This is a genomic window from Sorangium sp. So ce1504, from assembly GCF_051521635.1.
GTDB lineage: Bacteria > Myxococcota_A > Polyangia > Polyangiales > Polyangiaceae > Sorangium > Sorangium cellulosum_B.
Genome location: NZ_CP150365.1, coordinates 5,517,782 through 5,531,639, shown reverse-complemented (window position 1 = coordinate 5,531,639; position 13,858 = coordinate 5,517,782). Strand labels below are relative to the sequence as shown.

Sequence of the window (13,858 nt, the reverse complement as noted above, 5' to 3'; positions counted from 1 at the left end):
ACGGCCGGCGCGGTTTGGTACAATCGCCCCGTGCACCGCGAGACGTGGATCTTCGGTTACGGCTCGTTGATCTGGCGGCCGGCCTTCCGCTTCGAGCAGATGGTGCCCGGGTACATCACGGGGTGGGCCCGCCGCTTCTGGCAGGGGTCCACCGATCATCGGGGCGTCCCTGGGGCGCCCGGGCGGGTGGTCACGCTGATTCCGTCGCCTGGCGCGCGCTGCTGGGGGATGGCCTATCGCGTTGCCGAGGCCGAGCTCGACGAGGTGCTCCGCGCGCTGGACCACCGCGAGAAGGGCGGCTATGCGCGCCACGACGTGCCGCTCCACCTTGCGGACGGGGCGGCGGTGCGCGCGGAGATCGCGGCCCGGTCGGCCATCGTGTACCTGGCCACGCCGGATAACCCCGACTACCTGGGCGCTGCGCCGCTCCCCGAGATTGCCGCTCAGGTGCTTGCGTCGGACGGCCCGAGCGGCTCGAACGTCGAGTATGTACTGCAGCTCGCCGACGCGCTCGTCGCGATGGGCGCCCACGACGAGCACGTGACCGAGTTAGCGGGCCTCGTTGGCCACCGAGCTCCCCGCCCGGTCGACCTCTAGTTGACCTCGCTGCTGCCGTTCTCGCCCGCGTGATCCGCGACCCCGTTGGTCCCGTCCACGCCCGCACCCGGCGGCGTCGAGCCGCCCTCCTCGGCCTCGGCCGCGTCCGCCGCGAAGGCCTCGACGGCGACGACCCGCTCGTCCTGGCCGACGTGCATGATCCGCACGCCCTGCGCGTTGCGCCCCGTCTCGCGGATCTCGCTCGTCTTGGTGCGGATCATCTGCCCGCGATCGGTCACGATCAGCACCTCGTCGCTCGGGCTCACCATGGCGACGCCCACGACCGGCCCGTTCCGCTCGCTCGCGTCGATGAGGATGACGCCCTTGCCGCCGCGGCTCTGGAGCCGGAACTCCTCGAGCGGCGTCTGCTTGCCGTACCCGCGCTCGCACACCGCGAGCACCCGGTCGCGCCCGTCGCCGCTCACGCCGAGGCCCACCACCACGTCGCCCTCGTCGAGCTCGATGCCCTTCACACCCATCGTCGCGCGGCCCGTCGGGCGCACCTGGTCCTCGGGGAAGCGGATGCTCATCCCGCTCCGCGTCGCGATCACGAGCTCGCGCTTGCCGTCGGTGAGCGCCGCCGTGAAGAGCTGATCGCCCTCCTCGATCCGCACGCCGATGATCCCCTTGTCCCGGTAGTTCTCGTACTCGTTGAGCGCCGTCTTCTTGATCTGCCCGCGGCGGGTCAGCGTCACCACGAACGTCTCGCCGTCGAAGCTCGGCACCGGCGTGATCGCCGCGACCTTCTCCCCCGGCTCCATCCCGACGAAGTTCACGATCGCCCGGCCCTTCGCGTTCCGAGGCGCCTGCGGGATCTCGTAGACCTTCTTGACGAAGACCTTGCCCTTGTCGCTGAAGAAGAAGACGTACGAGTGCGTCGACGCCACGAAGAGCTGGCTCACCCAGTCCTCCTCGCGCGCCTCCATCCCCACCATCCCCTTGCCGCCGCGGCGCTGCGCCCGGTACGTCGAGGTCGGCGTCCGCTTCAGGTAGCCGGCGTGCGAGATGGTCACGACCATGTCCTCTTCCTGGATCAGGTCCTCCATCTGGATCTCGGCCTCGGCCGGGACGATCTCGGTGCGCCGCTTGTCGCCGAAGCGCTCCTTGATCTCCTCGAGCTCCATCACGATCACATTCATGAGCAGCCCCATGTCGGCCAGGATCGCCCGGAGCCGCTCGATGGTCTGCGACAGCTCGCCGTACTCCTTCGCGAGCTTCTCCCGCTCGAGGCCGGTCAGGCGCGACAGCCGCATCTCGAGGATCGCCTTGGCCTGCCGCTCCGACAGGAAGTAGTCGCCGCGGCCGTCGGCCTCCGCGCATTCGGGCTCCGGGCGGCCGGCGCGCCGGAGGAACTCGCCGAGCCCCCGGAGCGGCAGCTTCTGCAGGTTCTCCCGCGCCTCCTCCGGATCGCTCGAGGCCCGGATCGTCGCGACGATGCGATCGATGTCGCTCGTCGCCATCCCGAGCCCCTCGACGAGCTCGCGCTGCGCCTCGGCCTGCCGGAGCTCGAACCGACAGCGCCGCGTCACGACCTCGCGCCGGTGCTCGATGAAGTGCGAGAGCGTGTCCTTCAGGCTCAGCACCGCGGGGCGCCCGTTCGCGATCGACAGGTTGATGACCCCGAACGTCGCCTGGAGGTCCGTCAGCCGGTAGAGCTGGTTGACGACCACCTGCGGGAAGATGTCCTTCTTCAGCTCGATGACGATCCGCATCCCCTCGCGGTCGCTCTCGTCGCGCACCTCGCTGATCCCCTCGATGCGCTTCTCCTTCATGCACTCGGCGATCTTCGCGACCAGCCGGGCCTTGTTCACCTGGTAGGGGATCTCGGTGAAGACGATCTGCTCGCGGTCGCCCTTCATCGTCTTCTCGACCTGGTGGCGCCCGCGCATCGTGATCGAGCCGCGGCCGGTCGTGTACGCCTGCACGATCCCGCTCTTGCCGTAGATGAGGCCGCCGGTCGGGAAATCGGGGCCCGGGACGAGGTGGAGCAGCTCCTCCAGGGTGATGTCGGGGTTGCGGATGATGGCGATCGTCGCGTCGATGATCTCGCCGAGGTTGTGCGGCGGGATGTTCGTCGCCATGCCGACGGCGATGCCGCCGGATCCGTTCACCAGGAGCTGCGGGAACTTCGCCGGCAGGACGCTCGGCTCGAGCTCCGAGTCGTCGTAGTTCGGGACGAAGTCGACAGTGTCCTTGTCGAGATCGGCGAGCAGCTCGACGGCCATCCGCGACAGGCGCGACTCCGTGTACCGCATGGCCGCGGGCGAGTCGCCGTCGACCGAGCCGTAGTTGCCCTGCCCGTCGATGAGCGGGTAGCGCAGGCTGAAGGTCTGCCCCATCCGGACGAGCGCGTCGTAGACCGCGAGATCGCCGTGCGGGTGGTACTTGCCGAGGACGTCTCCGACGACGCGCGCGCACTTCTTGTGCGAGCCGGTGGGGCCGATCTTCTGCTCGTTCATCGAGTAGAGGATCCGGCGGTGCACCGGCTTCAGGCCGTCGCGCACGTCCGGGATCGCGCGGCCGATGATCACGCTCATCGCGTAGTCGAGGTAGCTCGTCCGGAGCTCGTCCTGGATGCTGACCGGAACCTTCTGCTGGATGTTCGACGTCTCTTCCATGGGGGACCTGCACCCGAGGCGCGGGGGGCGGGCGCGGCGCGCGCTCGGCCCCCGTCGTAGAGGCCCATCCCAGCGCGGCTCGAGCGTCGAGCGGAGCAGCAGAAGCGGCCCTGGCCTCGAACGACGAGCGACGAGGTGGAGTCCGGCCTTCGCCGCCCGCCCTATGACCCACGCTGTTCAGGGGATGCGACGGATGCGTTCAGGTACTCCAAGGGGCAGGCCGGCGCAAAGGGTTTGCCGGCCTCAGAGGGCGTTCCTGACCACGCGCGCGGGCGCGGATCGCGGCCTGCCGCCGGCTCCTCGCCGGACGCCGCGAGGCGTCTGGCGAGGGCGCATCAGGGGGGCCGGACAGCGCAGCGAGAGCGCGGGAGCGTCCTGGGCGGGGGAGCTGGACGGCGCGGTGGGAGCATGAGGCGACACACCGGGGGCGCCGGAAGGGTCAAGGCTCGACGCGGGTGGGCTTGGCGCACGTCCGGACGACGATTTCTACGTCCTTCTCCGCCACGATCGAGCCGGCGCCGTCCGGGGCGTCGGGGTCGGGGCACTCCCACGTCCAGATCGGGTCGGCCTTGTCACCGTTGGGGAGCAGCATTTCGGGGTTTCCGGAGGTCTCGCCACCTTTGGGCGTGAGCTCATCGGCGAACTCCCCCCCGTAGCCGTCGATCCTGACCGTGTACTCGTGCCCCTCGACGACGGAGGTGAACGACACGCTCCACGCACAGGAGATTGGCGGCGACGAGGCGAGGGGGGACGGCCCGCCCTCCGCGCTGTTGTCGGTGAGCGTGGCGACGTAGCTGCGGATGGCTTCCAGCTCGTCCGAACCCGAGCACTGGACGTCGCCCAGGAAGGCGAGCGGGTCGATGGTCATCGACGTCCCGAGCTGCACGTCGTCGTCGCCGTTGGACCCGTCGGCGCAGGCCGTGAGCGCGAGGACGGCGAGCGCCAGGGCGCACCGTCCGGCCCGGAGTCGCGGGGAGCGCCCGCGCGCGTGATCCGCAGCGAACAACGTTCCGAAACCAGCTCGAGCTCGGCCCATCGGCAGGGGGCACTAGTCCAAGCCGGGGAACGGCGCCACATGAAACGCGGCCCAGCTGCGCGGGCGCGGCGCCGGGCACGGCGCGCGGCCGAGCGAAGCCCGCGAGAGGAGGCGCCGGCGGAGGCGGCGCTCGCGGGCGAGCTGCCCGATGCGCCGCTCGCGCTCGCGAGGCGGTGATGAGCTCGCGGAAGCTGCGGGCGCCCGCTCTCTACGGGAACCGACCCCGCAACGCCTCTTCACGTCGATGGAGCGCCGCGGGCACGCTGTCGCCGCTCATCGCGTCAGCGCAGGCTCCTTCCGCAGCTGTATTAGGACCCGCCGGAGCCGCCGGAGCCGCCGTTGCCGCCGCCGGAGCCACCGCTGCCCGCGCTGCTGCCGCCGGAGCCGCCGCTGCCGCCGCCGGAGCCATCGCTGCCGCCGCCGTTGCCCGCGCTGCCGCCGCCGGAGCCGCCGCTGCCCGCGTTGCCAGAGCTGCCGCTGCCGGCGCCGCCGCTGTTCGGGGCGGCGACGAACGCGCAGGCCTCGAGCGCCTCCGCCTGCGCGGTGATCACCTTGCAGGGGGTGATCGCGCGGTCCACGCCCGCGGCGAGCGGCGCCGCAGAGCACTCCGCCATGGACGCGACCTTGGCGCTGGCGCAGGCGCGCGCCTCGCCGACGGCGGCAACGCAGGCATCGACCTGGAGGGTCGTCGGCTCTGCCACGGTCTGGCCGCCGCCGGCGCCGCTCTCGAAGCCGTGCAGGCACTGGTCCCAGTAGAACTCGACGCAGGTGTTCACCCGCTCTTCGGCGTCCCCGGAGCCGATCCACTCCGGGCACACGGCGGCCGCCTCGCACCGGGCCTGCTCGATCCGCCGGCAGGCGTCGACGCCCACAGCGTCGTTGCCGCAGCTCGGCGCTGTGATGAGGGTCACGGCGCCGAGGCCGAGCAACGCGGCCGCGGCCCAGGGCGCGGAGCTCCGCCTCGCGGCGGAGAGGACGGCGAGCGCAGAGAAACCCACCCGGCGGAGCTACCACGCGGCCGCCGGAGGCGTCGAGTTTTCCGGCACACACCAGCTGCCCACCCCACCTCGGGGGGCGCGAACGGCGACCGGACAAGGCCCGGTCCGATCTATGCTCCCAGGGCCGCGATCACCCTATGGATCCGCCGAGCCTCGCGCAGCTCCGACCCGACACGCCTTTCCATGGGCGGTACCGCGTCGTGCGCCCCATCAAGACGGGCGGGATGGGGGCGGTGTACGAGGTCGTGGACGTGGTCACGGACCGCCGCCGAGCGCTCAAGGTGATGCTCCCCGGCTCCATCCAGGACCCGGCCCAGCGCGCCCGGTTCGCCCAGGAAGCCAAGATCACGGGCGGGATCGAGAGCGACCACATCGTTCACATCTCCGATGCCGGCATCGACGCCGACTCGGGGATGCCGTTCCTCGTCATGGACCTGCTCCAGGGTGAGGAGCTCGCGAGCCTGTCGGCTCGCCGCGGCCCGCTGCCGCCGGCCGAGGTGGTGCTCTACCTGGGCCAGGTCGCGCGCGCGCTCGACAAGATGCACGCGGCCGCCATCGTCCACCGGGACCTCAAGCCGGCAAACCTCTTCCTGACGAGGCGGGACGACGGCTCCCCTTGCGTGAAGGTCCTTGATTTTGGGCTGGCGAAGGTCGTGGCGCACCGCAGCATGGCGGACCGCACGGCAATGGTCGGGACGCCCCTCTACATGGCGCCCGAGCAGATCCGCGGCGACGTCGCCGTCGGGCCGAAGACCGACATCCATGCGCTCGCGCATGTCGCCTTCGCGCTGCTCGTGGGCAGCCCGTACTGGCTGACCGAGGCCAACGTCCTGCCGTCGGTCTACGCGCTCCTCCAGCGGATGGTGGCGGGGTTGCCCGAGCCTCCGAGCGCCCGCGCCGCGCGGCGCCGCAGCAGCATCCGGCTGCCGCCCGCCTTCGACGCGTGGTTCCAGCAGGCGACCGCGATCGACCCGAAGGACCGCTTCGAGCGCGCCACGGCGGCCGTCACGCTGATGGCGGAGGCGCTCGGCGCGCCCGCCCCGTCGACGCCGCCCCCGCCCGAGCGGCCCACGAACCCGCCGCCGTCGTCCCGCCGCGGGGTCGAGACCCGCGGGGTCGACGCGGACGACCGGCGCGCCGCCGACGACCGGCGCGCCAGCTCGCCGTCGGACCCCGGGCCAAAGCCTCCGGAACCAGGGCCCAAGGCCGGCGAGTCACGCCAGCGCGACGAGGACCTCGCCGCGGTCGTCCACGAGGAGCGGCTCCGGGCCTTCCTGAAGAAGGAGGTGCAGCGCGCCAGGGAGCAGCGGACGAGGAGGCTCTCGCTGCTGCTGCTCAGCGTGGAGGGGCTCCAGGGCATCGAGGAGACGCAGGGCCGAGCCGGGGTCGATCGCATCCTCGGCGATCTCGCGCGCATCGTCAGGATCTACGTGCCGGAAGGCGGGCTGCTCGGGCGCTACCGCCGCGACACCCTCGCGATCGTCTGCCCCGGGATCGGCCGGACGCGGGCGTCCGCGTTCGCGAAGGTGCTCGGCGAGAAGGTGCGCCAGCACCGCTTCCGGCGAGCGGCCACGACGCCCTTCCGGATGACCCTCCGCATCGGTGTCGCGCACATCGAGGAGGGGGACGCGACGGGGCACGAGCTGCTCGAGCGCGCGGCGCGGGGGCTGCCCGAGCGGGGGGAGTGAGCTGAACGAGGGATCGGGCCGATGGCCGCGATCTCCGCTGGCGCCGTCGCGCGGCTGCGCGGTCGCGCCGTGGCGACCTCGATTTCTTGAACGTTCCCCGTGAAGGGGCGATCCTCGCGGCCATGGCCTCTGCCATGATCCTCGCGGCGGGGCTCGGGACCCGGCTCCGCCCGCTCACGGACGAGATGCCGAAGCCGCTCCTGTGGCTCGGCGATCGGCCGCTCATCGCGCACATCGCCGAGCGGCTCGCCGCGGGCGGCGTCGTTCGCGTCGCGGTGAACAAGTCCCACCTCGCGGAGCGATTCTCGCGCGATCTGCTCGCGGCGTTCCCGGTGCCCGTCGAGGTCCTGCACGAGCCGGAGCCCCTCGGCACCGCCGGGGGCCTTGCGAACGCGGCGGGCGCGCTCGGCGAGGGCGACGTGGTCCTCTGGAACGGCGACATCCTGATCGATCTCGACGTGGCGGCGCTCTCGGCGGCGCACGGCCATCACGGCGCGGGCGCGACGCTCGCTGTCGCGCCGCGGCCGGCCGGGGAGGGGACGGTCGGCGTCGGCGCGCGGGGCGAGGTGGTGCGGCTCCGCGGCGAGCGCTTCGGTGACGAGGTCGCGGGCGGCGATTTCGTGGGCGTGCACGTGGTCGGCGGGGCGCTCCGGCGAAGGCTGCCGCCGCGCGGGTGCATGGTGGGGGACGTGTACCTGCCGTGGCTGCGCGAGGGGCGCTCGCTCGCGACGTTCGCGGCGCCCGCCGTGTGGCACGACATCGGAACGCTGGCCGCGTACCTGGCGGCGAGCGCGCGCTGGCTCTCGCAGCGCGGCTTGCGGAGCTACATCGGCCCGGGGGCGTCCGTCGCCGAAGGCGTGGACGTGGCGGGCAGCGTCGTCGGGGCGGGGGCGCGGGTCGAGGGGGCGGGCGCGGCGCGCGGGTGTGTGGTCTGGCCGGGCGCGCAGGTGGTCCTCGGCGCCGGCGCCCCGCTCGAGCGCGCGGTGGTGACGGCGAAGGGGACGGTTGCGCGCGCGGCGGCGTGACGGCGCCGGCGCGGCGGCCTGACCGCCGGCGCACGTCTCACTTGCCGAGGTCGGCGAGCGCGGCCTTCGCTGCGTTGTGCCCAGCCGCGCCGATGACCGACCCGGCCGGGTGCGTCCCCGCGCTGCACGAGTAGAGCCCGGCGAGCCCGAACCGGTAAGGTACGCGATCGGCGAAGCCGAAGCTGTTGTCGATGTGGTGGATGTGCCCCTTCGTGATCCCGAAGTGCCGCTCGATGTCCGGCGGCGCCAGCGTGAACGTCTCCAGCACGAGGTCGCTCATCCCAGGCGCGAAGCGATCGCAGATCGAGAGGAGGTGCTTCACGTAGCGCGGCGCGGCCTCGTCCCACGTCTCGCCGCCCGCGAGCGCGTAGGGCACCCACTGCACGAAGAGCGCCGCGTTGTGGTGGCCCTCCGCGTCGCGCAGGCTCGGGTCGATCGGCGTGTGGAAGTACCACTCGATCGCGGGGAACTCCGGGAGGCGCCCGCTCATCGCGTCGCGGTGGGCCTGCCGCAGCGTGTCCATCACGACGTCCTCGTCGGGCAGAAGGTGGATGGTCGGCCCGAACTGCCCGCGATCCTCCGGGAGGCACGTGAACGTGGGCAGGCCGGTCAGCGCCATGTTGACCTTGAGCGTCGAGCCGTCCTTCGCGAGCGCGTCGAGCCGCGCCGAGAGCGAGGCCCCGATCGCCGCCTCGCCGGCGAGCGCGCGGGTGCGGTACGGATCGGCGTTCGAGACGACCACCTTCGCGGCGATGCGCGTGCCGTCCTCGAGGAGCACGCCGGAGACGGCGCCCCCGGACGCCTCGATCCGCGCGACGCGCGCGCCGGTGACGATCGTCGCGCCCTCGGCCCTCGCCTTCTCGGCGAAGAGGCGGGAGATCGTGCCCATGCCGCCCTCGACGATCATCCAGGTCCCGTCCGCGCCGGGGAGGCGGCACATGTTGTGGATGAGGAAGTTCATGCCGGTGCCGGGCGACTCGAAGCCGCCCGCGAGCCCCGAGAAGGCGTCGGTCACGGCGTACATCGCCTTGAGGAGATCGCTCTTCCAGCCGAACCGCGCGAGGTAGTCGGAGATCGTGCCCCGGCAGAGCGCCACGAACGTCTGCCGGAGGGCGGGCCGCACGTAACGCTCCGCCGTCTCCTCGATGGAGAGCGGCTCCGCGAGCCACGTCGGGGCGATGTCGTCCCGGAGCGCGGCGAGCTCGGCCTGGAGCGCGCTGTTCGCGTCCCAGTCGTCCTGGGAGAAGAACTCAAGGAACTGCCGCTTCATCGCGGCCTGGTCCGAGCCGAAGAGCAGGTAGCGCCGGTCCGTGGTCGGGAGGAAATAGTGCGGATCGCGCCGCCGGAGGGGGAGGGCGACGCCGACCTCGCGGAGCAGCTCGGGGGGGGCGAGCCCGAGCAGGTAGGCGCCGCTCGAGACGCCGAGGCCCGGCGCCTTCTGGAAGGGGTGCTCGGTCTTCACCGCGCCGCCGACCGCGTCCTTCTCCTCGAGCACCACCACGTCGAGCCCGCGGCGGGCGAGGAGGACGGCGGCGACGAGACCGTTGTGGCCGGCGCCGACGATGACCACATCGGCGCGGGCCGGAGCTTCACTGCGTTTCACTGGGCACCTCCAAGCGCTGTGCGCGTCCTCTGCCGCGGCCGGCGCGCCGGCGCTCGGGCCATGGCGCACGAGGTGTTGCACGAATGGTACGGCGAGGAGAGCCCTTTTCGCGCGCGGTGGCGGGGAGGGGCGCGCCGCGCGGCCCCGAGGCTGCCCGCACGGCGACCCTTTCCAGCCTGTCCTCTCCGCGGCGCTGGCGCGCGCGTCGCGCCGGCCCGCTCCGTCCTGCCCTGGTCGGGCTCACCCGCCGGCGGTCGTCGTGGGCGCCGTGGGCTCGCGCCACGCTGCGGCGACCTCCTCGGCGATGGCGCGCACGGTCAGGGGCGCCGAGCCCTCGGCCTTGTTGTTCACGAGCGTGAAGCTCTCGATGCGCAGCGCCGCGGCCTCGCAGAGGATCCGCGCGACCTCCGCGCGCATCTCGGGATCCGGCTCGACCACCCGGTTGAACGGGTGGAACCGGCGCTTCTCCGCCTCGTAGCGGCGACCGGGCTTGAGCGAGAGCCGGACGACCGCGAACGGGGCGTTCGAGACGGGCACCACATCGGCCTGGGCCCCGGGAGACGGCATGTTGCGCCAGTAGCTGTAGGCGTGGGCGACGCCGCGCGCGCCAAGGATCTCCCGGTACTCGCCGGTGAAATAGGCGCGCTCCCTGAGCTCGACCGCGCAGGAGAGCTCGCGCGGCAGCGCGCCGAGGAACGCGTCGAGCCGCTCGAAGAACGCGGCCGGCGGGAGCCGGTGGGGCGGGCCGACCGGGGGCAGCTCGAGCAGCACCGGCCCCGCGTGCGCCCGGAACACCGTGAGCAGCGGCGCGGCGACGCGCGAGAGGAAGAGCGGCACCGAGAGGAAATCCGGGTTCGGCTCGAGGCGAGCGGGGCCCGCGCCGCGCCCCTCGTCCTCGTTAGGCGGGGTCTGCGATCGCTCCAGCGTCTGGGACACGACGGCGTGCAGCGCCTTCGATACGCAGCGGAAGCCGTCCGGCAGCTGCGCTCCGTAACGGCGGAAGTCGCTGTCGGGGACGGGGGCGTAGAAGCTGCGGTCGATTCCGACCGTCGTGAGCAGCGGGTGCCGGGCGTACTCGGCGAGGCCATCGCGCGCGAGCTCCTCCGTGCTCTGCCGCGCGGCGTAGACGAGGCCCTGCCAGCCGGGGAAGCTCCACGAGCTCGTGCCGAGGTGGAGCCCCGGCGGCAGCCGCGCCGCCAGGCGGGCGGCGTCGTCGTAGACCGCCGCCATCGCGTCGCGCTCGCGCGCCGCCTCGGCAGCGGCGGGCTCCGGCGCTGCACCGAACAGCGAGAGCTGCGATGGGTTGGGGCCACGGCGCCCAGGGGAGCGGCTCACCCGGTCGAGTCTACTGCTTCCGGCGCGCTCCGCGACACCGGCCACGCGGGCGGGGACGACCGTCGCGCTGGCCAGCGCGGTAGGGGGGCGGCGCGGCCGCCGCTTCCGGTCCGGATCCATCGCAACAGGACACCGTCGCGGCGAGGGGATCCGCTCCCTCGCCGCGATCGGCTCGTGGAGCGGCCCCGTCATGCGCTTCCGATGGGGAGCATCCGGCCCGCCGTGGGGTACAAGCACGTGACGTGCTGCGCCGCTTCGCCCTCGTCGTGCGCGTCCTGGTCTCGACGGCCGGGAAGGACGCCTTCGCGCGCGCCATGCCGCTGTACATGGGCATGGGCCTCGTCGCGGCGGTCGTGTTCGGCGGCAACGGGATGCACCCCTCGCAGCTCACGGGCCTCGCGGGTGAGTCGCCCCTGTTCCGGGTCGCGCTGTGGGGGGCGTGGTTGCTCGTCGGGACGCCGGCGGCGCGCGCGCTGCTCCGCGCTCCGGCGACGTTCTTTCTCCGCGCGCTGCCGGTCCCGCGCCGCGAGCTGCTCTCGGCTCACGCGCTGCTCCTCGCCGTCGCCGAGCTCCCGTGGGTGGCGCTCTGGGCGGTCGGCGCCGGCGCGCTCGCCGGCTGCGCCGCCGGCGCCGCGGCGCTCGCGGCGCGCTGCATGCTCCTCGCCCGTCCGCGCGGCGCGCGCGAGCTCTCGGCCCTCGCGCTGCTCGTGGGCGCCATCGCGCTCGGGGCCCCGGCGTCGGTGCTGCTCGCGTGCGCCGCGCCCGCGCTGGCCGTCGGGCTGCGCGCGGCCGTCGCCCGCGCGCCAGAGATCCCCGCCGGCCGCGAGCGCTCGATGATTCCATCGGCGGCGCCTGCGCTGGTCGCGCTCGCGCTCGCCTACCTGGCGGCGCTCGTCCGTGGCCACCGCGCGGTCCTCGTGCGGGGCCTCGCGCTCGCGGCGATCGGCGCGCTCGCCGCGGCGGCCTGGGCCCGGAACAGCGGGCGGTTCGGCGGCGGGTCGCTCGCCGCGGCGTCGCTCGTCGCGCTCGCGCCGGTCGTGCTCTGCGCGGGCGCTGGCCTCTCCGGTCCGGTCCTGCGCGAGGAGCGGCGGCTCGCGTGGCTCCTCGACGCGTGCGGCGCGGCGGCCCGGCTCCGCGCGGGCGCCGTCGCCGCGGCGGTGGCCGCGCCGCTCGTCGCGCTCGCGCTCGGGCACGGCGCGGTGGTCGGCGCGCTCACCGGCGCGGCCCCCTCGGTGACGTTGCGCCTGGTCGGTGGCGCGGGGCTCGCGGGGCTGCTCCTCGCCGCGATCGCGCTCGGCTGCGTCCGGTGGTCCGTGCGGCAGGACGGCCGCGACAGCAGCCGGGTGCTGCTCTCGGTGCTCGCGGCGATCGCGGCGTCGATCGCGGCCGCGTGGACGCTGGGTGATCTCGCGCTCGCGGCCTTCGCTCCGGCGGCCGCGCTGCTCGCGGGGCCCGCCGGCGCGCGCTGGCTCTCGCCGGGGCGCGGGCGCGGCGCGGCGGCAGGAGAGGGGAGGGCGCTGTGACGCTGGAGGCGATGGGGATCCACAAGCGGCTCTCGGGCAGGGACGTGCTCTCGGGCGTCGAACTCCGCTGCGGACCTTCGGAGGTGGCGGTCGTGATGGGCGAAAACGGCGCCGGCAAATCGACCTTGCTGCGGGTCGTCGTCGGGTTGCTGGAGCCCGATCGCGGCGCCGTGACGCTCTCGGGGGAGGCCGTCCACGGCGCCGCGGCCTCGGCGCGGCGCCGGCTCGGCTACGCGCCCGACGCGACCGAGGCGCTGCCCGATCTCCAGGTCGCGGAGCTCTGCGCCCTCGTGCGCGCGCTCAAGCAGGCGCCGCCGCTCGACGGCGCGTGGCGCGCGTGGATCGAGCGGCTCGGCGCGGCCGCCTTCTACCGACGGCGGCTCTCCGGCCTGTCGTTCGGTCAGCGCAAGCGCGCGCTCGTTCTCGCGGCGCTGGTGGGCGATCCTTGGCTGCTCGTGATCGACGAGCCGACCAACGGGCTGGACGCCGAGGGGGCGCGCACGGTGCTGGAGCTCATCGAGCAGCGCCGCGCGGAGGGGAAGGCGACGCTCCTCACGACGAACGACGCGGCCTTCGCGGCGGCGACCGGGGGGCACGTGCGCCGGCTGAACGGAGGACGGCTCGGCGCGGAGTAGTAGGCGGCGCCTCGGCCCGTGAGGCGCCGCGCCTCCGGACGCCGCCTACCGGCCGGGCTGCCTCCCCTCGCGGCCCGAACGGCGCGGCAGCAGCCGCAGCACCCGCGTCTCGCGCTGCTCGCGGCCTTCGAGGTCGAGCGACGTGGGGACCTGGTACCGCGCGAGCTCCTCGACCGCCTCCGAGGGGCAATAGGCGCGCCCGGGATCGCCGACGATCGCCGCGGTGGCGCGCGCGGCCTCTCGGCGCAGCCACGGGAGCACGCGGTCGACCATCGCGCGCTCGTAGCAGACGTCGCCCGCCACGATGACGTCCCACGCGGCCGTCGCGGTGCTCGCCGTGAGGTCCTCGGTGATCACGTCGACGGTGACGCCGTTCAGGCCCGCGTTCAGCCGGAGCGCCGCCGCGGCGAACGGATCGATGTCGGCGGCGCTCACGCGCGCGGCGCCGGCGAGCACCGCGGCGATCGCGACGACTCCGCCGCCGGAGGCGAGGTCGAGGACGCGCTTGCCCGAGACCGTCGCGGGATGATCGAGGAGGTACCGCGCGAGCGCCTGCCCGCCCGCCCACGCGAACGCCCAGTACGGCGGCGGCACGCCCGCGCGCGTGAGCGCCGCCTCGGTCGCGTGCCAGAGCGGCGTGACCTCGGTCGCCAGGTGGAGCTTGACCTCGGGGACGAACGGCGGGCAGGCGACGGCCGTCTCGCGCGCGACGAACGCCGCGGCGCGCTCGGCGGCGGAGGCGTCCTCCGCGTCGGCGTCGGGGTGCGGCGCGGGCGCGAGCCCCCTCGTCACGGCCATCG

At 73.9% G+C, this 13,858-nt stretch carries 11 protein-coding genes; 5 read left to right on the top strand and 6 right to left on the bottom strand.

The features are described from left to right. Positions 1-30: 30 nt before the first annotated feature. The gene (locus WMF39_RS20720; protein WP_437747207.1) at positions 31-597 is read left to right on the top strand and encodes a gamma-glutamylcyclotransferase; all 567 of its coding nucleotides are present in this window, start codon (positions 31-33) and stop codon (positions 595-597) included. Here WMF39_RS20720 and gyrA read toward each other — a convergent pair. The 3 genes from gyrA to WMF39_RS20705 all read right to left on the bottom strand — a co-directional run bounded on the left by gyrA (position 594) and on the right by WMF39_RS20705 (position 5,249). Beyond that, complete coding sequence (gyrA, locus tag WMF39_RS20715; RefSeq protein ID WP_437747206.1) at positions 594-3,215, bottom strand: DNA gyrase subunit A; 2,622 nt, start codon at positions 3,213-3,215, stop codon at positions 594-596. The two genes, WMF39_RS20720 and gyrA, sit on opposite strands and share 4 nt — an antisense overlap. A gap of 439 nt (positions 3,216-3,654) precedes the next feature. Next, positions 3,655-4,221 carry a hypothetical protein gene (locus tag WMF39_RS20710; protein WP_437747205.1) on the bottom strand — a complete coding sequence of 189 codons (567 nt, stop codon included), beginning with the start codon at positions 4,219-4,221 and terminating at the stop codon, positions 3,655-3,657. 338 nt (positions 4,222-4,559) lie between these two features. Next, on the bottom strand, positions 4,560-5,249 hold the full coding sequence (locus WMF39_RS20705) for a hypothetical protein (RefSeq protein WP_437747204.1): 690 nt from the start codon (positions 5,247-5,249) through the stop codon (positions 4,560-4,562). A gap of 137 nt (positions 5,250-5,386) precedes the next feature. Between WMF39_RS20705 and WMF39_RS20700 the strand changes: the two genes are divergently transcribed. Then, positions 5,387-6,937: a protein kinase domain-containing protein gene (locus WMF39_RS20700; RefSeq protein WP_437747203.1), complete on the top strand. Its 1,551-nt coding sequence runs from the start codon at positions 5,387-5,389 to the stop codon at positions 6,935-6,937. 86 nt (positions 6,938-7,023) lie between these two features. Next, positions 7,024-7,962 carry a sugar phosphate nucleotidyltransferase gene (locus WMF39_RS20695; RefSeq protein ID WP_437747202.1) on the top strand — a complete coding sequence of 313 codons (939 nt, stop codon included), beginning with the start codon at positions 7,024-7,026 and terminating at the stop codon, positions 7,960-7,962. A 37-nt stretch (positions 7,963-7,999) separates the two neighbouring features. Here the strand turns inward: WMF39_RS20695 and WMF39_RS20690 are convergent, their stop codons facing one another. Together WMF39_RS20690 and WMF39_RS20685 are read right to left on the bottom strand one after the other, a co-directional pair. Further along, the gene (locus WMF39_RS20690; protein WP_437747201.1) at positions 8,000-9,565 is read right to left on the bottom strand and encodes a phytoene desaturase family protein; all 1,566 of its coding nucleotides are present in this window, start codon (positions 9,563-9,565) and stop codon (positions 8,000-8,002) included. 240 nt (positions 9,566-9,805) lie between these two features. Next, on the bottom strand, positions 9,806-10,900 hold the full coding sequence (locus tag WMF39_RS20685) for a DUF72 domain-containing protein (RefSeq protein ID WP_437747200.1): 1,095 nt from the start codon (positions 10,898-10,900) through the stop codon (positions 9,806-9,808). A gap of 242 nt (positions 10,901-11,142) precedes the next feature. Between WMF39_RS20685 and WMF39_RS20680 the strand changes: the two genes are divergently transcribed. Continuing rightward, on the top strand, positions 11,143-12,423 hold the full coding sequence (locus WMF39_RS20680; protein WP_437747199.1) for a hypothetical protein: 1,281 nt from the start codon (positions 11,143-11,145) through the stop codon (positions 12,421-12,423). Beyond that, positions 12,420-13,058: an ATP-binding cassette domain-containing protein gene (locus WMF39_RS20675; protein WP_437747198.1), complete on the top strand. Its 639-nt coding sequence runs from the start codon at positions 12,420-12,422 to the stop codon at positions 13,056-13,058. The genes WMF39_RS20680 and WMF39_RS20675 overlap by 4 nt, the downstream gene beginning before the upstream one ends. A 45-nt stretch (positions 13,059-13,103) precedes the next feature. Here the strand turns inward: WMF39_RS20675 and WMF39_RS20670 are convergent, their stop codons facing one another. Next, positions 13,104-13,856 (bottom strand): class I SAM-dependent methyltransferase, encoded by a 753-nt coding sequence (locus WMF39_RS20670; RefSeq protein WP_437747197.1) that lies wholly within the window; start codon positions 13,854-13,856, stop codon positions 13,104-13,106. Positions 13,857-13,858: the final 2 nt, after the last annotated feature.